The 22897-nt window shown below is 69.7% G+C and carries 21 protein-coding genes and 2 pseudogenes; 11 read left to right on the top strand and 12 right to left on the bottom strand.

What is annotated here, in order from left to right:
• Positions 1 to 55: 55 nt before the first annotated feature.
• Positions 56 to 706 (bottom strand): DsbA family protein, encoded by a 651-nt coding sequence (locus tag ACIBAF_RS14410; RefSeq protein WP_399463503.1) that lies wholly within the window; start codon positions 704 to 706, stop codon positions 56 to 58.
• Between the two features lie 252 nt (positions 707 to 958).
• On the opposite strand from ACIBAF_RS14410, the gene ACIBAF_RS14405 reads away from it, so the two are divergent.
• A complete protein-coding gene (locus ACIBAF_RS14405) occupies positions 959 to 1480 on the top strand; it encodes a nucleoside deaminase (protein WP_399463502.1) in 522 nt (173 codons plus the stop codon).
• A gap of 55 nt (positions 1481 to 1535) precedes the next feature.
• On the opposite strand, the gene ACIBAF_RS14400 is transcribed toward ACIBAF_RS14405, so the two are convergent.
• Together ACIBAF_RS14400 and ACIBAF_RS14395 are read right to left on the bottom strand one after the other, a co-directional pair.
• A complete protein-coding gene (locus ACIBAF_RS14400; protein WP_399463603.1) occupies positions 1536 to 1904 on the bottom strand; it encodes a GNAT family N-acetyltransferase in 369 nt (122 codons plus the stop codon).
• Positions 1888 to 2688 (bottom strand): TetR/AcrR family transcriptional regulator, encoded by an 801-nt coding sequence (locus ACIBAF_RS14395; RefSeq protein ID WP_399463501.1) that lies wholly within the window; start codon positions 2686 to 2688, stop codon positions 1888 to 1890. Before ACIBAF_RS14395 ends, ACIBAF_RS14400 begins: the two co-directional genes overlap by 17 nt.
• A 38-nt stretch (positions 2689 to 2726) precedes the next feature.
• Here ACIBAF_RS14395 and ACIBAF_RS14390 point away from each other — a divergent pair.
• Both ACIBAF_RS14390 and ACIBAF_RS14385 read left to right on the top strand, forming a co-directional pair.
• Positions 2727 to 4224 (top strand): annotated as a pseudogene (locus ACIBAF_RS14390) (LutB/LldF family L-lactate oxidation iron-sulfur protein).
• Positions 4221 to 4853: a lactate utilization protein C gene (locus tag ACIBAF_RS14385; RefSeq protein ID WP_399463500.1), complete on the top strand. Its 633-nt coding sequence runs from the start codon at positions 4221 to 4223 to the stop codon at positions 4851 to 4853. The pseudogene ACIBAF_RS14390 and the gene ACIBAF_RS14385 overlap by 4 nt, the downstream one beginning before the upstream one ends.
• A gap of 75 nt (positions 4854 to 4928) precedes the next feature.
• Here ACIBAF_RS14385 and ACIBAF_RS14380 read toward each other — a convergent pair.
• Positions 4929 to 6367: pseudogene (locus tag ACIBAF_RS14380) on the bottom strand (RICIN domain-containing protein).
• A gap of 359 nt (positions 6368 to 6726) precedes the next feature.
• Between ACIBAF_RS14380 and ACIBAF_RS14375 the strand changes: the two are divergent.
• Positions 6727 to 9069 carry an alpha-L-fucosidase gene (locus tag ACIBAF_RS14375; protein WP_399463499.1) on the top strand — a complete coding sequence of 781 codons (2343 nt, stop codon included), beginning with the start codon at positions 6727 to 6729 and terminating at the stop codon, positions 9067 to 9069.
• 104 nt (positions 9070 to 9173) lie between these two features.
• On the top strand, positions 9174 to 12065 hold the full coding sequence (locus ACIBAF_RS14370) for a glycosyl hydrolase family 95 catalytic domain-containing protein (RefSeq protein ID WP_399463498.1): 2892 nt from the start codon (positions 9174 to 9176) through the stop codon (positions 12063 to 12065).
• 296 nt (positions 12066 to 12361) lie between these two features.
• Here ACIBAF_RS14370 and ACIBAF_RS14365 read toward each other — a convergent pair whose 3' ends face one another.
• The 5 genes from ACIBAF_RS14365 to ACIBAF_RS14345 form a co-directional block, all read right to left on the bottom strand.
• Positions 12362 to 12751, bottom strand: coding sequence for a CocE/NonD family hydrolase C-terminal non-catalytic domain-containing protein (locus ACIBAF_RS14365; RefSeq protein ID WP_399463497.1), 390 nt, complete (start codon positions 12749 to 12751; stop codon positions 12362 to 12364).
• Positions 12748 to 13053: a transposase gene (locus ACIBAF_RS14360; RefSeq protein WP_399463496.1), complete on the bottom strand. Its 306-nt coding sequence runs from the start codon at positions 13051 to 13053 to the stop codon at positions 12748 to 12750. The genes ACIBAF_RS14365 and ACIBAF_RS14360 overlap by 4 nt, the downstream gene beginning before the upstream one ends.
• A 211-nt stretch (positions 13054 to 13264) precedes the next feature.
• Positions 13265 to 14230 carry a pirin family protein gene (locus tag ACIBAF_RS14355; RefSeq protein ID WP_399463495.1) on the bottom strand — a complete coding sequence of 322 codons (966 nt, stop codon included), beginning with the start codon at positions 14228 to 14230 and terminating at the stop codon, positions 13265 to 13267.
• Between the two features lie 78 nt (positions 14231 to 14308).
• The gene (locus ACIBAF_RS14350) at positions 14309 to 14797 is read right to left on the bottom strand and encodes a hypothetical protein (RefSeq protein ID WP_399463494.1); all 489 of its coding nucleotides are present in this window, start codon (positions 14795 to 14797) and stop codon (positions 14309 to 14311) included.
• Between the two features lie 26 nt (positions 14798 to 14823).
• On the bottom strand, positions 14824 to 15285 hold the full coding sequence (locus tag ACIBAF_RS14345) for an ATP-binding protein (protein WP_399463493.1): 462 nt from the start codon (positions 15283 to 15285) through the stop codon (positions 14824 to 14826).
• 129 nt (positions 15286 to 15414) lie between these two features.
• Here ACIBAF_RS14345 and ACIBAF_RS14340 point away from each other — a divergent pair, with 129 nt between their 5' ends.
• On the top strand, positions 15415 to 15645 hold the full coding sequence (locus ACIBAF_RS14340) for a DUF397 domain-containing protein (RefSeq protein WP_079657987.1): 231 nt from the start codon (positions 15415 to 15417) through the stop codon (positions 15643 to 15645).
• Positions 15646 to 15819: 174 nt separating this feature from the next.
• The gene (locus ACIBAF_RS14335; protein ID WP_399463492.1) at positions 15820 to 16734 is read left to right on the top strand and encodes a helix-turn-helix domain-containing protein; all 915 of its coding nucleotides are present in this window, start codon (positions 15820 to 15822) and stop codon (positions 16732 to 16734) included.
• A 64-nt stretch (positions 16735 to 16798) separates the two neighbouring features.
• On the opposite strand, the gene ACIBAF_RS14330 is transcribed toward ACIBAF_RS14335, so the two are convergent.
• Positions 16799 to 17617, bottom strand: coding sequence for an SAM-dependent methyltransferase (locus ACIBAF_RS14330; RefSeq protein WP_399463491.1), 819 nt, complete (start codon positions 17615 to 17617; stop codon positions 16799 to 16801).
• A 169-nt stretch (positions 17618 to 17786) separates the two neighbouring features.
• Here ACIBAF_RS14330 and ACIBAF_RS14325 point away from each other — a divergent pair, with 169 nt between their 5' ends.
• From ACIBAF_RS14325 to ACIBAF_RS14315, 3 genes are all read left to right on the top strand, one after another.
• Complete coding sequence (locus ACIBAF_RS14325) at positions 17787 to 18488, top strand: transcriptional regulator (protein WP_399463490.1); 702 nt, start codon at positions 17787 to 17789, stop codon at positions 18486 to 18488.
• Positions 18485 to 19462 carry a threo-3-hydroxy-L-aspartate ammonia-lyase gene (locus tag ACIBAF_RS14320; RefSeq protein ID WP_399463489.1) on the top strand — a complete coding sequence of 326 codons (978 nt, stop codon included), beginning with the start codon at positions 18485 to 18487 and terminating at the stop codon, positions 19460 to 19462. The genes ACIBAF_RS14325 and ACIBAF_RS14320 overlap by 4 nt, the downstream gene beginning before the upstream one ends.
• Positions 19463 to 19602: 140 nt before the next feature.
• The gene (locus ACIBAF_RS14315) at positions 19603 to 19968 is read left to right on the top strand and encodes a cupin domain-containing protein (RefSeq protein ID WP_399463488.1); all 366 of its coding nucleotides are present in this window, start codon (positions 19603 to 19605) and stop codon (positions 19966 to 19968) included.
• A gap of 43 nt (positions 19969 to 20011) precedes the next feature.
• Here the strand turns inward: ACIBAF_RS14315 and ACIBAF_RS14310 are convergent, their stop codons facing one another.
• Both ACIBAF_RS14310 and ACIBAF_RS14305 read right to left on the bottom strand, forming a co-directional pair.
• Entirely contained in the window at positions 20012 to 21364 is a 1353-nt protein-coding gene (locus ACIBAF_RS14310) for a VWA domain-containing protein (RefSeq protein WP_399463487.1), read from the bottom strand.
• Positions 21361 to 22218: an AAA family ATPase gene (locus ACIBAF_RS14305; RefSeq protein WP_399463486.1), complete on the bottom strand. Its 858-nt coding sequence runs from the start codon at positions 22216 to 22218 to the stop codon at positions 21361 to 21363. The genes ACIBAF_RS14310 and ACIBAF_RS14305 overlap by 4 nt, the downstream gene beginning before the upstream one ends.
• Before the next feature lie 106 nt (positions 22219 to 22324).
• Between ACIBAF_RS14305 and ACIBAF_RS14300 the strand changes: the two genes are divergently transcribed.
• A complete protein-coding gene (locus tag ACIBAF_RS14300) occupies positions 22325 to 22897 on the top strand; it encodes a hypothetical protein (RefSeq protein WP_399463485.1) in 573 nt (190 codons plus the stop codon).

Genomic DNA, 22897 nt, shown 5'->3' with positions numbered 1-22897 from the left:
GGCCTTTCAGGGCGTTGCGGGGGCTTTCAAGGTGTTGCAGGGGGATGGGGTGGATTCAGGCGCCCGTGGCGGCGGCCAGGTGCTGGTCCAGGGCGCGGGTGAGGGCGTCCGCCGAGGAGACGGGGCCGCCCAGACGGTCGGTGCCGTGTGCGGTGTGCAGCAGCAGCGTCGGGTAGCCGTCGACGCCCAGGCGGCGCACCTTGAGGACATCGGCCGCCGCCTCGGCACGGGCGGGGGGCGAGTCATACGCCGCCGCCACCGCGTCGGCGTCCAGACCCAGCTCGACGGCAAGGTCCCGGTAGACCTCGACGTCGGAGAGGCTGCGGCCGTCGACGTACCAGGCACGCTGCATCGCGGCAGCGGCATCCAGGGCGTTCGCGCCCGGCTGGCTCCGCAGCGCGACCAGCCCCGTGGCGGCATCGGCGGAGTCCATCACGACAGTGCCGTCCGCGAGCGCGGCACGGTAGCCGTCGCCGAACGAGACGCCGGTCAACTCGGCGATGCGGTCATTGGCGCCCGGGATGTGCGGGTAGGCCGACACCGGCAGCGCGCGCGAACCGGTGAACAGGCCGCCGGACAGCACCCGCAGCTCGATCCGGTCCGCGTTGACGGCGGCGAACTCGTGCAGGGCCGGGCCGAAGCCGTAGCACCAGCCGCAGTAGGCATCGAAGGCGTAGGTCAGTGGTATGCGCTCCACGGAGTCCATCGCGTGTCGTCCTTTCCGGATTCCGTCACCCGGCTCCCTGTCTTGGCCGGGCTGACAGGCTCAAAGCTATGGTCAGAATGTGGGTCTCCTTGAGTACAAGGACGACATGACATGGTGAAAAACTGACAGCTTCGTGAGTCTTCGCGGTCGTGGGCCTGTGGCTTCCGCAGGCTTTCGGTGAAGGTCAAGACCCTGGCGCTGACGAAGTCATACGTATAACCTCCCTTCAGGTTCAACCATGAGGAGGGCGTCATGCCGCCATCGCCGAACAAGCTGACCGATCTGGACCGAACTCACCTGCTCTCGGCCATCGCGCTCGCGGCCCGGGCACGCGGGAACGGGAACCATCCGTTCGGCGCGCTGCTGACAGACTCGACAGGAAACGTCCTGCTCACGGCCGAGAACACGGTGTTGACGGAACGGGACCTCACCGGACATGCGGAGACCAACCTGGTGCGGTTGGCCTCGCGGACGCTGGAACCGAGTCAGCTCGTCGATGCCACTCTGTACACCAGTACCGAACCGTGTGCGATGTGCTCCGGCGCCGTCTACTGGAGCGGTGTCCGCCGAGTCGTGTACGCGCTCGCGGCCGCCGAGCTGAACGTTCTCGCGGGGGCGGACCCCAGCGAACCACTGCTCGACTTGCCGTGTCGCCGGGTCTTCGAGGCAGGGGGGAGCACGGTGGAGGTGTCCGGGCCGTACCTGTACGAGGACGCGGCGGCCGTGCACGCCGGATACTGGGGACAGGAGTTCGGTTCACCCGGCACGACATGAGATCCGGGTTCGCCGACGGCGCGCCGGGGGAGCGCACTGTGGCGCGGGCCCTCGATCAGTAGGGCGCCGGGGCATTCCTCAAACCGCGAGTCATCGTGACTGGGCCCGGATCCCGCCTCAGCCTTCGGCGAGCCGGTACTCGGTGAGTCGCGCCGTCACCGCGAAAAACGGTGCGCAGATAGATCGTCAAGGGGTCGGTGTGGTTCTCGGGGGCCACTTCGAGCCCGACCGCTGTCAGGCCGTCCGCGGCGCACGCGTGCGAAGTACGAAGCAAGAGCGTTGCCGCGAGCCCACGTCCTCGGTGTGTGCGACGGGTGCCCAGGCGCGCGATCCTCCACCCTGCGCGGGCCATTCCTCTGTTGAGGTGGGTCGCCAGGTGCCGGGCGGGTGTGTCGTCGTCATTGAGGTCACGAAGTTCGATCATCACCGGCCGAGACTGGAGCAATCCCGATGCCAGGGCTGACGGACAGCGCAGCAGGGCGGGTGGGCTTGCCCACACCCGCCGTCCCGGCGCCGCATGCCCGTGACGCCCTCACTGCCTCACACTCGGAGAATGCCCCGGCCGCGGCGTCGAAGGCGTCGGCCGCGACACGGTCGAGGGCGCCGGCGTCGTCGTGAAGCGCCCAGTACTCGATGGCGGTGGCGGAGGTGTTGACCAGCAGCCCCGCGAGGAGGCGGGGACGCAGCGCGTTCTCGTCGGCTCCGGTGCGGGCGGCGATGACAGGGGTGAGTTGGTCCTGAGCCCGGCGGTTGGTGGCCAGAAGGCATGCCGTGAGCGCCGGTTCGGCCAGCATGACGCGGATCAGCCGGCGGCGTGAGGCGTCGTCCATGGCGGTGCAGGCGTGCAACAGCGCGTCGCGTGCGACTTCGGGGAAGGGCTGTCCTGCCGGCCGACTCGTCAGGGCATGTTCCAACGCGCTGACGCAGTCGGTCAGCAGGGGGCTGAGCGCGGTCTCCTTGGAGTCGCAGTAGCGGTAGAAGGTGCGCAGGGACAGGCCGGCCGCGTCGGCGATCTCCTCGACGGTGGTCGCCTGGAACCCGTGGCTCTCGAAGAGGGCGGCCGCACACTGCGCGATCTCCCGCTGGGTGGCGTCCCTACGCCGCTCGCGCAGCGGCAGCAGCCGTTCCTGCTGTCGGGCGGTGTCCATGGGCTCACCCACATCGGCGGTGGCCTGTCCCGTCTGCGCACCGGTGTCGGGACCAGGCACCTGGCCGAGATCCTGGCCGCCACGGAAGGAGACGCACGGTGAGCGGCGCCGACAACGTCGTGTGGCTGGGCACCCCGGCCTTCCCCGAGGCGGCGCGCACCGCGCTCGCCGACACCCGGTTGCGGGCGAACCTGCGCCGGGCGACCGGCACCATCCGCGACAAGCGGCTGGCGGTCGCCGCTGAGCTGGACGACTGGGAGGAACTGCGCGAGAGAGCCGCCGTGATCAAGCGCCACACCCTACGGCACCTCGACCGCCATCTCCTGCGGCTGGAGAAGGCGGTGACCGCCGCCGGGGGAACAGTCCACTGGGCTGCGGACGCCGCCGAGGCCAACCGCATCGTCACCGACCTGGTGCGGGCGACCGGTGAGCGCGAGGTCGTCAAGGTCAAGTCGATGGCCACGCAGGAGATCGGCCTCAACGAGGCGCTCGCCGAGGCGGGCATCCGAGCGTATGAGACCGATCTCGCCGAGCTCATCGTGCAGTTGGACGGCGACCGCCCGTCCCATATCCTCGTGTCGGCCATCCACCGGGGCCGCTCCGAGATCACGGAGATTTTCCGGCGGGAGAGGGGGGAGTGGGGCAGACCCGCCCCCGACACGCTCACCGACGATCCGAGCGACCTCGCCGAAGCGGCCCGGCTTCATCTGCGGGAGAAGTTCCTGCGGGCCAAGGTGGCCGTCTCCGGCGCCAACTTCGCCGCCGCCGACACCGGCACGATCGCGGTCGTGGAGTCGGAGGGCAACGGGCGGATGTGCCTGACCCTGCCGGAAACCCTGATCACCGTCATGGGCATCGAGAAGGTGCTTCCGTCCTTCGCCGACCTGGACGTCTTCCTCCAGCTGTTGCCCCGCTCGTCGACCGGCGAGCGCATGAACCCGTACAACACCTCCCTGTGGACCGGCGTCACCGAGGGCGACGGCCCCCGGGAGTTCCACCTGGTGCTGCTCGACAACGGTCGCACCGCCACCCTCGCCGACGAGGTGGGCCGCCAGGCGCTGTCCTGCATCCGCTGCTCGGCCTGCCTGAACGTCTGCCCGGTGTACGAGCGCACCGGCGGCCACGCCTACGGCTCCGTGTACCCCGGCCCGATCGGCGCCGTCCTGACCCCGCAGCTCGTCGGAGTCGAGAACGCCGCCTCGCTGCCCTTCGCCTCGACCCTGTGCGGCGCCTGCTACGACGCATGCCCCATAAAGATCAACATCCCCGAGGTGCTGGTCCATCTGCGCGCCGAAGCAGTGGAGGCGAAGCGTGCGGCCCGGCTGCTGCCCACCCCCGAGGCGCTGGCGATGAAGGCCGCGGGAGCCGTGCTGTCCTCCCCGAAGCGTCTGGCAGCCGCCCAGCGGCTCGCAGCCCTCGGCGCCCGGCTGGTGGCCCGCGACGGCCGGATCGGCTTCCTGCCAGGTCCCCTTACACGCTGGTCCGCCACCCGTGACACGCCTACCGGCGCGGGAAACGCTGCGAGCCTGGTGGCGCCGTACGAGAACCGACACGAGACGACGGCCATACGACAAGAGAAAGAAGGAAACGGGATGAGCGGCCGTGAGAGTGTCCTGAGCGCGGTGCTGGAGGCACTGAGAGACGTGCCCGGCACCGAGAGCCCCCACGACGCGATCCCGCCGGCTCGTCGTGCCGACCACGTGGGGCCGGACATCGTCGGGCTGTTCGCCGAACGCGCCGCGGAGTACCGAGCCACGGTGGTCCGGGTACCGATGGGCGACACCGCGGCCGCCGTCCGGCGTGCGCTGGCACGCACGGGAGCGCGGTCCGTGGTCGTGCCGCCGCACCTGGACGAGGACCTGGTCCCCGAGGGGCCGTGGTCGCTGCTCAAGGACGTCCCACCGCTCACGCTGGGTGAACTCGACGCGGCGGACGCCGTGATCACCGTCGTCGCCTCTGCCATCGCCGTCACTGGGACCGTGATCCTCGACCACGGTCCTGGCCAGGGACGCAGGGTCCTGACGCTGCTGCCGGACCAGCACATCTGCGTGGTCCGGGCGAGCCAGATCGCTCCCGACGTGCCCGAGGCGCTGCGCCGCCTGGACCCCTGCCGGCCGCTGACGCTCGTGTCCGGGCCCTCGGCCACCAGTGACATCGAGCTGGACCGGGTGGAGGGCGTGCACGGGCCGCGCGTCCTGGACATCATCGTGATGGCCGACGTGTAGCGGCCCGGTGGAGAGGACGGCACGAAGCCCGGCGGGTGGCGGCGGTCGGCCGCCACCCGCCGGGCTTGTCTCAGGTCAGGCGGTCACACGCTGGAACTGCTGGTTGGTGCCGGTCCCGCAGGTCCACTGGATGAGCCGGGCGCCGTTGGCGGTGGACGCGTTCGCCACGTCCAGGCACTTGCCGCTGTGCCGGGCCACCAGCTGGTAGTAGCCGTTGCCCTGGTCCTGGAACTTCCACTGCTGGTTGGTGCCGGCGCCGCAGTGGTACTGGTTCACATAGGCGCCGTCCGCCGTGGAGGCGCCCGAGACGTCCAGGCACTTGCCGCTGTGCTGGGCGAGGACGCGCACGTACCCGTCTCCCGCGTCCTGCAGCCGCCACTGCTGGTTGAGGCCTCCGCTGCAGGTGTACTGGATGCCGATGGCGCTGTCGGCGGCCGAGTTGTCGGACACGTCGAGACACTTGCCGCTGTGCCGGGCGATCAGCCTGTAGTAGGGGCCGCCGCCCACCCCGGTGATCGTGCCGGCGTCGGTGTCGATGGCGACCTGCGGGTACCACGGCAGGTCCATGGTGGTCTTGGTGGGGAAGGTCAGGGGGAGCCAGACGTACTGCGAGTCGTTGACCGTGCCGCCCATGGAGTTCCCCCAGCGGTCGCCCATGTACAGGTACGAGGTGCCCTGAGAGCCCTGGACGGGCAGCACGAACGTGGTCTGGGAGCCGTAGGCGGTGTCGTCACCGACCTCGGTCATCGCGGTCCAGGGGCCCGTGACGCTCGTGGCGGTCGCGTACTTCTGCTGGTTGGGCTTCCAGCCGCTGTTGGCGGAGGTGAGCATGAAGTAGACGCCGTTCCGCTTGAACAGCGCGGGAGCCTCGCGGAACGTGCCCGGCCAGGGATTGGCGACCAGGCTGTCGTAGGAGGTGTAGTCGGCGCTCAGCTTGAAGATCTGCAGGTCGGCGTTGTTGTTGGCGGAGGTGATCTGGTAGGCGGTGCCGTCGTCGTCCTGAACAGCGTCATGTCGCGGGACGTGGTGCCGGTGGGCGGGCGGAAGCTGCCCTTGTAGGTGTAGTCGCCGTCGACGGTGTCGGACACGGCGACAGCGGCGCGGGACTGGGTGTAGTCGCTGCCGTTCTCCTTGTGCATCCACATCACGTACTTGCCGGTCGTGCTGTTGTAGATGACCTTCGGGCGCTCGATGTTGGCGACCGCCAGCTCGGGATCACTGCTCTGCGTCAGGACGTTGTTGCGGAACTCCCAGGTCTTCAGGTCGGTCGAGCGGTAGACCGAGACGGCTTTGAAGGTGTTGTCGGGATTGCGGTTCTCACCGAACCAGTAGTAGGAGGAGCCGACCTTGATCACTCCACCGCCGTGGGCGTGCACTACGGCGCCGGCGGTGTCGGTGAACTGGGTGGCGTTGGTCACGGTGACCGGAGCGGCCTGAGCGGGCGATCCGGTGACCAGCAAGGCGAACACGCTCATCGTGGCGGCCAGTACGAGCGTGAGGGTACGTCGGAGCATCGGGTTCCTCAACGACGGTCCTGAAGTGGATGTTTGATTGTGTGCGGTCCCGTTGAAGGACGGTAGAAGCGAGGCATGGCCGCGTCAAGAGCGAGAAGTCCGATGTTTGCCAATCGCTGGCTTCCTGGCTTCCTGGCTACTCGGGCGGACCTGTCGGTTCCGCTCAACCTTCGTCTAACCCCTGGACGAACGTTGACCTCTAGTCCTTAATACATTCAACGTCATCCAGTGCGGTGTGCATCTCCCGTGTGGTCCCCCGGTGTACCCGTCATTCATCGGATGACCTTCGATCATTTCGGGCCGATCGCTGAGCCGCAGCACGGCCGTACTGTCCTGTGGACAGTCAGGAGAGAACCCCCTTGTCAGAACCGCTCACTCGACGAAGAGTGCTGATGGGCATGGCGGCCATGACGGTCGCCGCCGTCGTCACGCCGACCCTCGCGGCGGGTACCGCCCAGGCCGCCACCTCCTCCTCCCAGCCCCTGCCCCTGGTCCCGCTGCGCATCCCCAAGTCCGACATGGGCCTCGAGCAGCAGCCCGACGCGAAGGTCCAGTGGCTGCAGGACGCCAAGCTGGGCATGTTCATCCACTGGGGTGTCTTCGCGGGTCCCGCCAAGGGCGAGTGGTACATGCACAACGCACCCGTCACCCCCGCGGACTACCAGAAGTACGTCACCGACGCGACCAGCCAGCAGTTCACCGCGGACGCCTACGACCCGACGGCGTGGGCGCAACTGGCCAAGGACTTCGGCGCCAAGTACACGGTGCTGACCACCCGTCACCACGACGGCTTCGCTCTGTGGCCGCTGAACCACCCCAACAGCTGGAACTCCGGCCAGGCGCCCCTGAGCCGCGACTTCGTCAAGGACTACGTCGCCGCCACCCGGGCGGCAGGGCTGAAGGTCGGTCTCTACTACTCGCCCATCGACTGGCGCTACCCCGGCTACTACGACGTCACCGGCACCAACTGCGCGACCAACCCGTGGGGTTACACCACCGACCCCGCGCACAAGGAGAATGCGCGGATCATGAAGACCGAGGTGTACGAGTCCATCAAGGAGCTCGTCACCCAGTACGGCGTCATCGACGACCTGTGGTGGGACGGCGGCTGGATCGCGGAGCAGGGCAGCGACGCCGACGCCGCCTTCTTCTGGGAGCCCGGCCAGCTGCGGGACACCGCCAACCAGTGGCCGGTGGACTCCACGTACGGCGAGACCGACAGCAGCGGCAAGCCGCTCGGGCTGATGGGCATGGTGCGCGCGCACCAGCCCGACATCGTCGCCACCTCACGCTCCGGCTGGATCGGCGACTACGCCAGCGAGGAGGGCCCCTCGGTGCCCAGCGGGGCCATCCGCACCGGCAAGGTCACCGAGAAGGTCTTCACCGTCGGCACCACCTGGGGCTACAACTCCGACGGCAAGGTCATGAGCTACAGCACCGCCATGAACCTTCTCGTCAACTGCTGGATCCGGAACATGACGGCCATGGTGAACATCGGCCCGGACCGGCACGGCGCCGTGCCTTCCGGGCAGGCGAGCCTGCTGCGCCAGATCGGCTCCTTCATGACCACCTACGGTCAGGCCGTCTACGCCACCCGCGGCGGCCCGTGGAACCCCGTGGACGGCAAGTACGGCTACACCTGCAAGGACAGCACCTTCTACGTCCACCTGCTGCCCGGTTACAGCGGCACCAGCTTCACCACCCAGCAGCTAGGGGACGCCCAGGTCACCCGCGTGTTCGACGTCGCGGCCGGCACCGACCTGCCGTACACGGCCAACGCGGACGGCACGGTGACGGTCACCGGGATCAACCGCACCCGCAACCCCGAGGACAGCGTCGTCGGCGTCACCCTGGACCGGACGGTGCAGCCGGCCGACGTCGCAGCGGGGCGCACTGTGACGGCGAGCAGCCAGGAGTCCTCCAAGGGCAACACCGCGGCGAAGGCGGTCGACGGCTCCACCGCGACGCGCTGGTGCGCCAACAACTCGAACACCGGGGCCTGGCTGACGGTGGACCTGGGGTCGGCCAAGGCGGTCACCGGCGCGCGAATCGCCTGGGAGTTCGACGCGACGAACTACAAGTACAAGATTGAGGGCTCCACGGACAACGCCACCTGGACCATGCTGGCCGATCGCACCGGCACCACCAGTACCAGCCAGGTACAGGCCGCCCTGTTCAGCGCCCAGATCCGCTACGTACGGGTGACGGTGACCGGACTGCCCACCGGTATCTGGGCCTCCATCCGCAACCTGGAGATCTACGACCGCCCCTTCTCCGCCGACCTCGGCACCTACCGGCTGGTGAACCACAAGAGCGGCAAGGTCCTGGACGTCAGCGGAGGCTCCACCGCCGACGGCGGGTCCCTCATCCAGTGGCCGCAGAGCACCGGCGCCAACCAGCAGTGGAAGCTGCTGCCGAACACCGACGGCTCGTACCGCCTGGCCAACGTCAAGAGCGGCAAGGTCATGGACAGCCCGGGCGGCTCCGCCCAAGGCGCCGCCCTCGACCAGTGGACCGACACCGGCAGCAGCAACCAGTGGTGGCAACTCGTACCCGCCTCCACCGGCTACTACCGGATCGTCAACGTCGGCAACGGCTGGTGCGCCGACGTCAAGGACGCCTCCCCCGCGGACGGCGCCTCGATCGTCCAGTCGCCCAACACGGGCGGCACCAGCCAGGAATGGCAGCTCGTCGCCTTGTAGAAGGCGATGCACGCGAGGGCCGGTGCCGCACCGCACCGGCCCTCGGCCTCCCATGCCTCCGGCCGCCGCGCGGCCTTCCCCTCGACCGGAATGGAGCGTGCGCCATGGGCCACCTCGACTTCCCGATGGACCGCAGACGATTTCTGGCCGCCGCCGCTGTGACGACCGGCGCGGCGGTATTTCCCGGAGTGCTGGCCGGCCGGGCGTCCGCCGCCGTGCCGCCTCAGGTCACCCTCCCCGACCGCGGCATGTACGACACCACGGCCGCGTCCGCGTGGACCGACGGATTCGTCACCGGCAACGGCGAGTACGGCGCCATCCTGTACGGAGCGCCCACGCTCGAGAAGGTCATCGTCAACCACCACCGGTTCGTGCTGCCCAACGGCACCCGCGACCTGCAGCCACCGGTGATCTCCGGCCAGCTGGAGTCCGCCCGGGACAAGGCGCTGGCGGGGGACTACGCCGGGGCGCAGACGGCCTTCGCGAACGGGTGGAGTCTGCGATGGACGCAGACGTATCACCCGGGCTACGAACTGCAACTGAACACGCCCGGCATGACCACGGTCAACGACTACGCCCGTGTCACCGACTTCCGCAGCGGAGAGGTCACCCACAGCTGGACCGACGGCTCCGGCACCTGGAAGCGACACGCGTTCGCCTCCCGCGCGGACGATGTGATCGTCCACGAACTCCTGCCCGCCGCCGGACGGACCGTCGACACCACCCTGAGTGTCAACACCGCGCTCGACGGAACGCCGTCGACCGTCGCCTTTGCCACGACGGCCACCCTCAGTAACGGCGATGGCTACCTCAACCTGCGCGGCGCCTACCCGTCGGGCCAGGGCGCCTACGGCTACGAGGGCGTCACCCGCGTCGTCGTCACGGGCACCGGCGCCTCCGTCACCGCCAGCGGGTCCACCCTGGTCGTCGCCAAGGCGACCAAGGTGCTGCTGCTGACCAAACTGGGCCGCTACGACACCTCCACCGGCTGGGACGCCAAGCCCCTGCAGACCGCGCTGGCCGCGCTCGGCGCCGACTACGCCACCCTGCTCTCCCGCCACAGCACCCTGCACGCGGCCATGTACGATCGCTCCAGCCTGGACCTCGCGGTGTCCGCAGCCGACCGGCAGCTCTCCACCACCGAGCTGATCACCCGCCAGAACAGCAACACCTCCGTCATCGACCTCGCCCTGCTGGAGCGGCTCTACGACTCCGGCCGTTACTTCTTCGTGAGCGCCAGCGGCATCCTGCCGCCCCGTCTCAGCGGCATCTGGACCGGCACCTGGAACGGCTCCTGGTCCGACGACTTCACCACGGACGCCAACGTCAACTTCCAGGTCGCCGGTGGCAACATCCTCGATCTCACCGACGCCATGCAGGGCTATTTCGACCTGATCCTGGGCCAGCTCGACGACTGGCGCACCAACGCCGCCAACCTGTACGGCACCCGCGGCATCCTCGCGCCCATCAAGACGGACGGCGAGCACGGCCACATGCACCACTTCAACAGCAGCTTCCCCGGCCAGACGTGGATCGGCGGCGCCGACTGGCTGCTCTACCCGCTGCTGGAGTACTACCAGGTCACCGGCGACAGCGCCTTCTACAAGAACAAGCTGGCGCCTGCCCTGATGGAACTGGCCCTCTTCTACGAGGACTTCCTCACCCGTACCGACTCGAACGGCAAGGTCGTCTTCGTGCCGTGCTTCTCCGTGGAGAACAAGCCCGGCAACACCAGCCAGTACCTCTCCATCAACGCGACCGGGGAGATCGCTGCCGGCCGGCACGCCCTGCAGACAGCCATCGACGCCGCGAACACCCTGGGCGTGGAGCAGGGCAGCGGGCAGGGCGTGGCGCGCTGGACCGCGCTGCTCGCCAAACTGCCCGACTACCGGGTCAACAGCGACGGAGCGCTCGCCGAATGGGCCTGGCCCAGCCTCACCGACCACTACAACAACAACCACGCCCAGCACATGTACGGCGCGTGGCCGCTGCACGAGTTCAACCCCGAGGACAAGCCCGACCTGGTGCTGCGTGCCCGCAAGGCGCTCGATCTGCGCGGCGACGAGACGAAGGCCGCCCACGGCGCCATCCACCGCACCCTGGCCCGCGCCCGCCTCAAGGACGGTGCCGGCGTCTACACCAACATCAAGAAGATCCTCGGCAACAACATGGTCTTCAAGTCGCTGATGACCGCGCACAATCCCAACCTGACCATCTACAACGCCGACGCCGCGAACGCCATGCCCGCGATGCTCGCCGAAGCGATGCTCTACAGCCGGCCCGGCATCCTCGAGCTGCTTCCCGCCCTTCCCGACCAGCTCTCCAAGGGCGCCATCAAGGGCGTACGGGGCCGCAACCGGATCACCGTCCAGAGCCTGACCTGGGACCTAGCGGCCCGCACCGCCACCGTCGTGCTGACCTCGGCCGTCACCCAGGACATCACTCTGATCTCCCGCCGCGGCATGACCTCGGTGACCACCACGGCGACGGTCGCCCCGTCCTCCCTCGGCAGCCACGCCCGAGTCGTCTCACTCACCGCCGGCACCGGCACGACCATCACCGTCGGTCTGCTCACCGGCGCGTTCCGGTTGGTCAACCGCCGCAGCGGCAAGGTGCTGGACGTCAGCGGAGGCTCCACCGCCAACGGCGCCACGGCGATTCTGTGGCCCTGGAACGGCGGCACCAACCAGCAGTGGACGTTCCAGCCGAACCACGACGGCTCCTTCCGCCTGATGAGTGTCAAGAGCGGCAAGGTCCTGGAGTGCCCGGGAGCGTCGACGACCAAGGGGCAGGCGCTCGATCAGTGGACGGACGGCTCAGCGGCCCACCAGTGGTGGAAGCTCGTCCCGTCCAGCACCGGCTACTACCGCATCGTCAACGTCAACAGCGGTCTGTGCGCGGACGCGGAGAGCGGCGGGACCGCGGACGGCACCCGGATCATCCAATGGTCGACCGACGGCGGTTCGAATCAGGAGTGGCAGATCGTGGAGGCGTGAGGCCCTTGCCGCCCGGCCGTGCCCGGTCGAGGGCCATGGCATCCCGCTCTGGACGACGTCCGGCGAGCCGGCCGGGGCCGGAGGGGCGGCTGCGGATCCTCAAGCGGCGCTACATCGACGGGCTCGTCCTGGCCGACGACGGGCACGTCTGAGGTGTTCTGGGTCACCAGGAGATTGCCGTAGCCGGTGCCACCAGCCGCATCGGTGCGGCTGGTAGGCACGCAGAGTGTGCGGGCGGGCGACAGCCGTGTTGCCCCAGCCCGGCCGGTTTGAAGCGGCCATGAGCTTGCTCGCGGTCACCGACCTCTACGTGACGCCTTTCGCCGCTGCCTCCTGGATGAATCGGCGAGCCAGGGCATGCCATGCGGCATCGCGGTCGACCCGGGACGGATCACCCCCGCCGACCCCCGGCACGGATCCGAGGAGGCGACGGGCGCTCCCGCGTATGTGGTGATCGGGGCAGTCGCTGACGACCGGAAGTCCGTGCCGCGGTCGCCCGGTTCGCCGGTGTTCAGGTTGCGGTCCCACTGGGGGAAGCTGCTGGAGGTGACATGAACCCGCAGTCGATGGCCGGCGCGGAAGACGTAGCCGGTGGACCATAGGTCAACGGCGTGTTCGGCGAACTCGCCCGGCACGGTGTCCACCCGTACGATCCCGTCGAGCTCGATGAACGGGTGCACCGTCACCGGGTCTCCTTCACGAAGAAAGCCGTGGCCCGCTTGAGGATCTCCACGTCCTCACGCAGACGGCGGTTCTCCCGCCGCAGCGCGGCCAGTTCCTCGCGCTCGCTGGTCAGGCCGTCCCGCTCGCCCGCGTCGACCTCGGCCTGGCTGACCCACAGCCGCACCGCCGTCTCCGTCAGATCAAAGTCCTTGGCGACCTGGCCCACCGAGCGGTCACCACGCCGGCACAGCTCGACGATCTCGGCCTTGAACTCCGGCGTGAACGAACGGCAAGGCCGAGGCTTCTTCTTCCCCATGCTCTCCATGATGGACATCCTTCCGGGGCAGAACCCCTGATCTCGGATGTCCGTCAAAAGCGGATCAAGCCCACAGATGCCCACACCTTGGAAACGCAGACCGCCTCGGAGGCTGCCGTGCGGCGGCATCCGAGGGGTCACACTGCCCGGGATCGTCGTAGCGGAGCAGGCGGACAGACGGTCCCGGGCACCAGGGGGCGGAGGCTTGGATTTTCCCAGGTCAGCGCACCCTTCCGCGTGGCTTGAGGGGGGTGTCGGGCAGGGTGGGGGCGCGTAGCGGGGCTCCGTCGTAGCCCTTCACCTCGCCGAAACGGGACCCCTGCATCCAGTCCTCGCGAGCCTGCACGATCTCTTCCTGGGACCGGCCGACGAAGTTCCACCACATGACCAGCTCCTCCTCGAACGGCTCGCCGCCGAGCAGCATCAGGCCTGCGTCGGATTCGGCCCGTAGGGGCAGTTCGGTGCGTCCGCAGCCGAGGTAGAGCATCGAGCCCGGCAGGACGGGCACCCCGTCCACCTGTACCTCGCCCGACATCGACAGCACGCCGTACTCGAAGTCGGGCAGGAGCGGCAGGCGTACGTCGGCGCCGCGGGCGAGCGTGAGATCGGCGCCCACGATGGGGGTGTACGCCGTGCCGGGTGAGGTGGAGCCGTCTAGGTCGCCGAGGAGCACGGTGGCCGTGAGGCCGGGGGCGGTGACGGTGGGCAGGTCGGCGTGGTGCTCGAAGCGCGGGTCGGTGTGCCGGTGGGCGTCCGGCAGCGCGACCCAGAGCTGGGCGCCGTGCAGGTAGCGGGCGTGCGTCCGGGGGCTCTCCTCGGAGTGGCTGATCGCGCGCCCCGAGGTCATCAGCCCGAGTTCCTTGGGTCGGATGGTCTGCAGGCTGCCGGTCGAGTCGCGGTGCAGCACCTCGCCCTCGTGCAGCCAGCTGACGGTCTGCAGACCCATGTGCGGATGCGGCGGGACCTGCATGCCCGGCTCGTCGGCGATGTCGTCGGGGCCGTAGTGGTCGACGAAGGCCCAGGCGCCGATCATGCGCCGACCGAGGTTCGGCAGCAGCCGGCGTACCTCGGTCGACTCGCCGAGCTTCACCTGCCGGGGGCTCAGCAGCTCGCGGACTGGTTCGGCGACGACGAATCCGCGGCCGCCGCACACACTCGGTACGGGCTCGCGGTCAAGGTTGCTCATGCGGCACAACTTAGCGGTCGGGTGTGGAGTTCCGCAGAAGGACCCGGGCAGGCCCTGGATTCGCCGTGCGTCCGCTCGTCAGCCGGTCAGGGTCTCGGCGAGTTCCATGGTGGCGCGCACGATCTCGGTGTCCGGCTCGGTGAGCAGCTGGCGCAGGACGTCTCGCTGGGCGTGCACGGCGTGGCGGGCCGCGCGTTCCCAGCCCACGTAGTCGTCGGGGTGGTGGAGCAGCTTGGGGTACGCGGCGGCCGTGGTCTCCCACTGCCGGGTGTCGGCGATGCTCTTCAGCAGGCGCAGGATCTCCGCGCGGCAGGTGACCTGGGGGAGCCGGACGAGTTCCCAGAGGAACGGCACTGTCGCCGCCGTGGCCTCGTCGACGACGAAGCCGAACTGGCAGATTCTGCGGCGTAGTTGACCGAGTGCGTGGTCGGCGCTGTCGGCGTCGCCCCGGGCGAGGGTGGTGAGCAGGTCCGGAATGTCCGCGGCGGACCCGGTGGAGTCCTTGATCTCGGGCCAGGGGACGTGTCCGAGGTCCTTCAGCTGTGCGGTTCTCTTCGTGGCAGTCATGTCAGGTGTCAGCCGTCGGTCGGGGATCAGGGCTGTAAGCGGGTCGGCAGCATCGCCCAGACGGTCTTGCCCACGGGGGAGCGACGCGTCCAGCCCCAGTGCTGCGAGAGGGCCTCGACGATGTGCAGTCCGCGCCCGTGTTCCAGGAGGGTGTCGTCGGCGTGCGGGTAGACGGGCACGCTGTCGCTCGGGTCGGTGACGGCGCACACCAGGTGGGAGCGGCGCAGGGTGAGTCTGAGCCGTACGTCGAACTCGCCGGCCGAGGGGTGGGGGAGTCCGTGCAGGACCGCGTTGGCGGCCAGCTCCGTGACGATCATCACCGCGTCGTCTCTGCAGTGGCCCAGGGACCAGCAGTCGAGGGTGCGGTGGGTGAAGTCCCGTGCCTGGGCGAATCCTTCCCGGCTGCCCGTGAGGTGCAGGGCGGCGGTTCTGGGCGAGTCACGCACGGAGACGGACTCATGGCTCCGGATCTGCGCAGGTGATGACACGGTGCATCTCCCTGAAGCGACGTCAGGACGGGGTGCCAGAACTGTGGTTGACGGCATGGTTATTATCCACGCTGACGATGTCCTCGTGCAATTTCACGGGAAATTGCGCGTACGAGCGAGGAGAGTGCAGTGCCGTCAGTGCCGAACGGAGTACGGGCGAGCTCGTTGGGCGTCCGCTGGATCAAGAGCAGCCACAGCAATGCCGAGGGCAACTGTGTGGAGGTCGCGGCCCTGGACGGGGGAGGCGTCGCGATGCGCAACTCCCGTGATCCCGAGGGGCCGGCCCTGGTGTACACGCCGGCCGAGCTGGCCGCGTTCGTGGCCGGAGCGAAGGACGGGGAGTTCGACCATCTGGTGTGAACGCCGGGTGAGGGCCGCGTAAGGATCGCGTGGGGGTCCGGGGCGGACTCGGCGGGCGGGCTCCATGGGGCGACTCGTGGTGACCCGACGGAGTCAATTCCCTTGCCGCGTGCGGCCGGAGGGCTTCGGGTGCGATACTTCGGTCTGTCGTCTGCCGGTCCACGGGGAGTCAGGATGTCTGCCGAGTCGTCTCGCGTCTCCCGTCTCGAACCGTATCTGAACCGTGCCGAGCCCGCCCCGACCTTGCTGAAAATGCTGGTCGGTGTGCAGTTGGCGGGCATCCGGGAGGACACCGGCCTGTCCCAGGACCAGGCCGCGCGCGCCATCGGATTCAGCCCGGCGAAGCTGTCGCGCATCGAGGCGGGCAAGGGGCGCAGGCCGCCCGTTGAGGCGGATGTCCGTGCGCTCCTGTCGCTGTACGACACCGACGACCACGAGGCCTCGGTGCTGCTGCGGTTGCTGCGGCAGGCGGGCGAACCGGGCTGGTGGCAGCGCTACGACAAGCGGCTGATGCCCGAGTGGTTCGACCGTCTGGTCGGTTTGCAGGAGGCGGCCATCGCGATCCGTACCTTCGAGATCCAGTACGTGCCGGGCCTGTTGCAGACTCCCGCGTACGCGCGTGCCGTCGTGGAGCGTGGGCTGCCGTCGGCGACGCCTCGGGAGGTCGAGCGCCGGGTGGAGCTGCGGACGCAGCGTACCGAACTGCTGCGGCGACCGGACGCCCCGCGGGTGTGGGCGATCCTCGACGAGTCGGTGCTGCTGCGGGTGCTGGGCAGCCGCGAGGTCATGCGCGAGCAGCTCGCCCATCTCGTGGAGCTGGCCCGGCTGCCCCATGTCACCGTCCAGGTCGTGCCGTTGGACGTCACCCACGCCTCCGCGCCGGCCATACCGGTCACCTATCTGCGCTTCGGCGGCGCCGATCTGCCCGATGTCGTCTACCTCGAGCAGATCAGGAGCGCCACTTTCCTGGAGGACCAGGACGAGACGGAGGAGTACCGCGTCGCGCTGGACCGGCTGGCCGACGAAGCACTCAACCCCCGTGAGTCACAGGCCCTGTTGGCGGCGATCGCGAAGCAGCGCTACTCCTGACCGCCAGCCGCCAGCCGCCAGCCGCCAGCCGCCAGCCGCCAGCCGCCAGCCGCCAGCCGCAGTCCTAGCCCAGGCGGCCCACGCCGCCGAACTCGATCCACTCCTGGGTGAGTTGACGTGGTGCGACCTCGGTGTCGGGACGCCAGGTGGACACCTCGACCAGTCCCGGGTCGAGCAGGTCCAGGCCCTCGAACAGTGCGGCCACGTCCTTCTCCTGGCGGACCCGGCCCCAGTGGCCCTGGGTGGCCTTGTCCATGAAGTCGGTGACGAACTCCCTGACCGCCGCGTCCTCGCTGACCAGCTGACACATCACCAGATAGCTGCCGGGGGCGAGGCGTTCGGCCACCCGGCGGACGACCGCCTGCGGTCCGTCGGTGTCGCTGTCGGGGATGCAGTGGAAGACCGAGTTGAACAGCACGGCCACCGGCTGCGAGAAGTCGATCAGGCGCTTGGTGTCCTCGTGGTTGAAGATGGCCTCCGTCTCCCGCATGTCGGCGTGGATGACGGTGGTCCGCTCGTCCTGCTCCAGCAGGGCCCGGCCGTGCACGAGCACCATGGGGTCGTTGTCGACGTAGACGACGTGCGCGGTCGGGTCGATGCGCTGGGCGACCTGGTGGACGTTGTCCTGGGTGGGCAGGCCTGAGCCGTGGTCGAGGAACTGCCGGATCCCGTACTCCTGGGTCAGGGTCTTCACGACCCGCTGCAGGAAGCGCCGGTTGTTCAGTGCGAGGACGCGGGTGCTGGGGACGACCTTGTCGAGTTCCTCGCAGGCGGCGCGGTCGGCCGCGTAGTTGTCCTTGCCGCCCAGGTAGTGGTCGTACATGCGCGCGGCCGTCGGAACCGTGGCATCGATCGACGTGGACAGCTGTTTGCCAGGCTGCATCTCTTCCCCCAGTTCCCGCCGTGCCCCGAATCGGCGCGGCCGACAACACATCCTAGGGAAACGGCAATTGGCGACACCACCCCTTGATCGACACTTCCCCTGAAGGTGTCCATCCGGGAGAAGTGTTGGACTGCTGGTCCAGTGTCTGGACTCGTGGTCTAATAGAAGTATGGATCACCGGGAAACCGAGCGGGACTCGATACTGCGTGCGCTCACCCCCGTCGTCGACGGGATCGCGGCCACCTTCGGGCCGGTGTGCGAGGTGGTGCTGCACGACTACCGGCGGCCGGAGAAGTCCGTGGTCGCCGTCGCCGGGGCGGTGACCGGGCGGACGGTCGGCGGCGCGATGAGCGAGATCGGCATGCGGGTCCTCGCCCGCGGCGACGACGCCGTCGACGAGCTGAACTACGTCACCCGCACCGGCGCCGGAAAGCTCGTGAAGTCATCCACGATGGTGCTGCGCGACTCCACGGGCGCGGTGTTCGGCGCGCTGTGCGTCAATGTGGACGTCACCGAGGTGGACCGGGTGCAGGGACTGCTGGCCGCGCTCGCCGGGACGTCCGGAGGGCCGGCCGACGCGCCCGTGACCACCTTCGGCGACGACATCGACTCCGTCGTCGACGCCCTCCTCGACGCCCAGTTGACGCGCCAGGACCAGACCTGGGCCGGCCTCGACCGGTCGCGCCGCCTGGTTCTCTTCCGCAGTCTGGACGAACGCGGTGTGTTCGCCGTGCGCCGCGCGATCGAGCAGGTCGCCGCCCGCCTCGGCATCTCCCGGGCCTCCGCCTACAGCTACCTCTCCCAGGCCAGAGCCCCCCGCGCAACCGGGGCGAAGGGCGCCGACGACACCTCCGAGGGAGCCCGCTCGTGACGACCACACCCCCGCCCATCACCCTCGACGACGTGCGCGACGCGGCCGCCCGCCTCAAAGGCGTCGCGCACCGCACCCCCGTGCTGCGCTCGCGCACCCTCGACCGGATCGTCGGCGCCGAGGTCCTCCTGAAGTGCGAGAACTTCCAACGCGTCGGCGCCTTCAAGTTCCGCGGCGCCTACAACGCGGCCTCCCGGCTGGCCCCCGAACAGCTCGCGCGAGGCATCGCCGCGTACTCCTCCGGCAACCACGCCCAGGCCGTCGCCCTCGCCGCGCGGGAACTGGGGACCACCGCCGTGATCGTCATGCCCGAGGACGCGCCCCGCTCCAAGCGGGCGGCGACGGCAGGCTACGGCGCGGAGATCGTGACGTACGACCGCTACGCCGGTGATCGGGTGGCCATCGGCGAGGCGCTGGCCGCCGAGCGGGGCCTGGCGCTGATCCCGCCCTACGAGCACCCGCACGTCATGGCCGGCCAGGGCACCGCCGCGCTCGAACTCCTGGAGGAGGCCGGGGAGTTGGATGCCCTCCTGGCGCCGGTCGGGGGCGGCGGACTCATCGCCGGCAGCGCGACCGCACTCAAGGGGCTGCGGCCCGGCATCCGCGTCGTCGGCGTCGAACCGGAGGCCGGCGACGACACCAAGCGGTCGCTGGAGGCTGGCCGGCGGGTCGAGATCCCGGTACCGCGCACCATCGCCGACGGCCAGGCCCTGCACACGCCCGGGGAGCTCACGTTCTCGGTGAACCAGCGGCTCGTGGACGCGATCGTGCTGGTCTCCGACGACGAGATCCGCGCGGCCATGCGGTTCGCCTTCGAACGCCTGAAGATCGTCGTGGAGCCCAGCGGCGCCACCCCGCTCGCCGCCCTGCTCGCCGGACGGGTCGACGGCCTGCCCCGGCGCGTCGGCGTGATCGTCTCCGGCGGCAACATCGACGCCGGTCGCTTCGCCGAGCTGTGCGGCGGCCCCGTCTGAGGGGGCGGCTGCTCCGATTGGCGGCCCCCGATGGACAGGCGGACCATGAAGGTGTGGGGCTCGAACCCACTGGTGACGCCCGTGCCACCGGGGAGACGGGCCCCGGCCGCAGTGCAGAGCGGCCGGAAGGGAGGAGCGTCATGCTGGAGATCAAGACGCTCGACAAGCCGGATGAGCGGCGCGACTTCCCCCGCGGTCACCTCGAAGCCGTCCACCTGTCCGGGTGCGACTTCGCCGTGGGGACCTTCGAACCGGGCTGGCGCTGGACAGAGTCCGTGGCGCCGATCGCGGGCACGAAGACGTGCCAGATGAACCACAACGGCTACGTGGTCCAAGGCCGCATGCACATCCAGATGGACGACGGCGGTGAGCAGGAAGTAGGCCCCGGAGACGTGTTCGTGTGCACGCCTGGACACGACGCATGGGTCGTGGGCGACGAGCAGGCCGTCGTGTACGACTTCGAGGGCCAGACGGCCAAGGAGTTCGCGAAGGCCAAGGAGGGCTAGGTCGCAAAGGAGCGCCGGCTGCCCGGAGGGCAGTGAGGTACGGCTAGACCGGGAGCAACCGGCCCACCAGGACGCCGAGTTGGTGGGCGTTGCGGCACTCGTGCATCGCGACCAGCTCGGCGTACTCGGGTGCTGCCGAGTCGCCCGTGCCCCACTGTGTGCGCGGCTCGGGGTTCAACCAGTGCACGTGCCGGGCCTGTTCGGCGATCTGCCGCAGCGCGGCCAGGTTGGAGTCGCTCATGTTCGTGCGGGCGTCGCCGAGCACGAAGACCGTGGTGCGCGGGCCGACCGCGGCGTCGTAACGCTGCACGAACTCGCCCAGGGCGACGCCGTAGTCGCTGCTGCCGTGGTACCCGGTGACCCGCGCCTCGCCCTGGATCCGGGCGCCGAGGCCCTCCGGGTCGGCGGCGCCGTGCTGGAGCAACCCCGTCACCTCGTCGATCCGGTTGACGAAGGCGAACACGCGTACCTTGCTGAACTGGTCGTGCAGCGCCTGCACCAGCAGCATCGTGAAGTCGGAGAAGCCGGACACCGAGCCCGACACATCGCACAACAACACCAGTTCGGGACGGGCCGGACGCCGACGGCGCAGCACGGGCCGCATCGGTACCCCGCCCGTCGACAGGGAGCCGCGCAGGGTGCGCCGCAGGTCGATCGTGCCCCGGGACGCGCGGCGGCGGCGCGCCGCCATACGGGTGGCCAGCCGGCGGGCCAACGGCTGTACCGTCCGCCGCAGTTCGGCCAGCCGGTCCTTGCCGGCGTACAGGAAGTCGACCCGGTCGGCGGTCGGCGCGACCGCCCGCCGGGCGATCTCGTCCCGCCCGCGCCGCTCCGCCACGCGTCGCCGTGCCTCCCCGGCCACCAGAGCACGGAAGGCGTCGATGCGCCGCCGGATCTCGTCCTCCAACAGCCGGTCGGCGAAGCCGGAACCGCCGGCCCGGGCCCGGATGTCGTCCCGCACCCGCGCCAACAGCGTCTGCGGGCGCAGCCGTTCCAGGGTCTGGTGCGACGACCAGCCGTCCGCGCCCGGTGAACTCCCGTACCCGCCCAGCCCGTCGACCGCCTCGATCGCCAACCGGGCCAGCATCGCCTCGTCGTCCGCGGCGAGCGCGGCGGCGAGCCGGTCGCGCAGGTCGTCCCGGTCGCCGGGCTCGTCCTGGGGCGCGCCGACGCCGCGCGGGAAGTACAGGTCGAAGACGGTGTCGAACAACCGCCGTTGGTCCGCGGAGTGCAACAGCGTCGCGGCCAGTCCCTCGCGCAGCAGTGCACGGTCGGCGAACCCCAGCGCCGCCGTCGCCTCGGCGGCGTCCACCGTCTCGCCGGTGCCGACGCGGACGCCGTGCGCGCGCAGCGCGGCGACGAAGCCGACCAGGCGGTCGGCGACATCGGCGCTCACACGGCGTCCAGGTCGAGCTTCGCACCGGCCTTGAGGACGTCGTCCTGGTGCTTGAGGATCACGCCCAGACTGTCGCGTACGACGCTCTCGTCGAGGGCGGTGGCGCCGAGCGCGAGCAGCGTGCGCGCCCAGTCGACGGTCTCGGCGACGGAGGGCGCCTTGCGCAGGTCCATCGCGCGCAGCGCACCGACCACCCGGACCACCGACTCGGTGAGCGCCGCGTCGATGCCGGGGACCTTCAGCCGGACGATCCGCCGCTCCAGCTCCTCCTCGGGGAAGCCGATGTGGAGGAACAGACAACGGCGGCGCAACGCCTCCGACAGCTCACGGCCGGCGTTCGAGGTGAGGACGACGAAGGGGCGGCGGGTCGCGGTGATCGTGCCCAGCTCCGGGACGGTGACCTGGAAGTCGCTGAGCACTTCGAGGAGCAGCCCCTCCATCTCGACGTCGGCCTTGTCGGTCTCGTCGATCAGCAGGACCGTCGGTTCCTCGCCCCGGATGGCGGTCAGCAGCGGGCGCGGGAGGAGGAACTCCTCGCTGAAGACATCGGTGCGGGTCTCGTCCCAGGCCTCGTCGCGGCCCGCGCTGATGCGCAGCAACTGCTTGGCGTGGTTCCACTCGTACAGCGCCCGGGACTCGTCCACGCCCTCGTAGCACTGCAGCCGCACCAGCCGGGCCCCCGCGGCCTGGGCCACCGCCTTGGCGAGTTCCGTCTTGCCGACCCCGGCCGGGCCCTCCACGAGCAGCGGCTTGCCGAGCCGGTCGGCGAGGAAGACGGTCGTGGCGACGGCGGGGGAGGCGAGATAGCCGGTCTCGGCGAGCCGGGCCGAGACATCGTCGACGGACGTGAACAACGGGGCCTCCTGGAGTCGATCGCGGCGGAACAGGTCCGGTCACATATCTAAGCGCTTGTTCACCTCGCTTGTCGATGTTGTCAGTGGCGGCAGGTACGTTGCGAGCATGGGTGTCTATCTCGTGAGTGTGAGTCCACAGGACTGGTCGGTTCCGGGCGAGGACGGCTACGGAGACGTCGCCTCGGCCCTCGACGCCGAGCTGGAGCGGCGCGGACTGCCGCCGTACGCACCGGAGGTCCCCGGCGCCCAGGGCTGGTTCGAGGAGAAGATGAGTCCGTCGATGGACGGCTTCGTCGAGCTGTGCCGGGCGCAGCTGTCCCCGGAGGAGGGGCACACCCTCCTCGATTGGTCGCTCCTGGTGCCGTTCGCGCTGGAGGAGGGCATCGAGCTGCCCGTCGGCTCCGCGTACGCCGACGAGACGCTGGTCGTCGGAGCGCCGTACGTCCTCGCCCTCGCCGAGCGGCTCGCCGCGGCCCTCGGTCTGCCGCTGGACCTGATACCGGCGACCTTCGGCAACCTCGAACTGACCCTGTGGTTCCTGGAGGGCGAGGCGGAGCAGACCGCGGCGCACCGGCCTGGCCCGTGGGCCGACGACCTGGCCGCCGCGTTCTACACGGCGGTGTACCTACGGGCCGCCCAGTACTCCCTGCGGCACGGATGCGCGCTGACCTACTCCTGA

It is taken from the genome of Streptomyces sp. NPDC051677, assembly GCF_044453465.1.
Lineage (GTDB): Bacteria > Actinomycetota > Actinomycetes > Streptomycetales > Streptomycetaceae > Streptomyces.
This window is presented reverse-complemented; position numbering and strand designations above follow the sequence as displayed.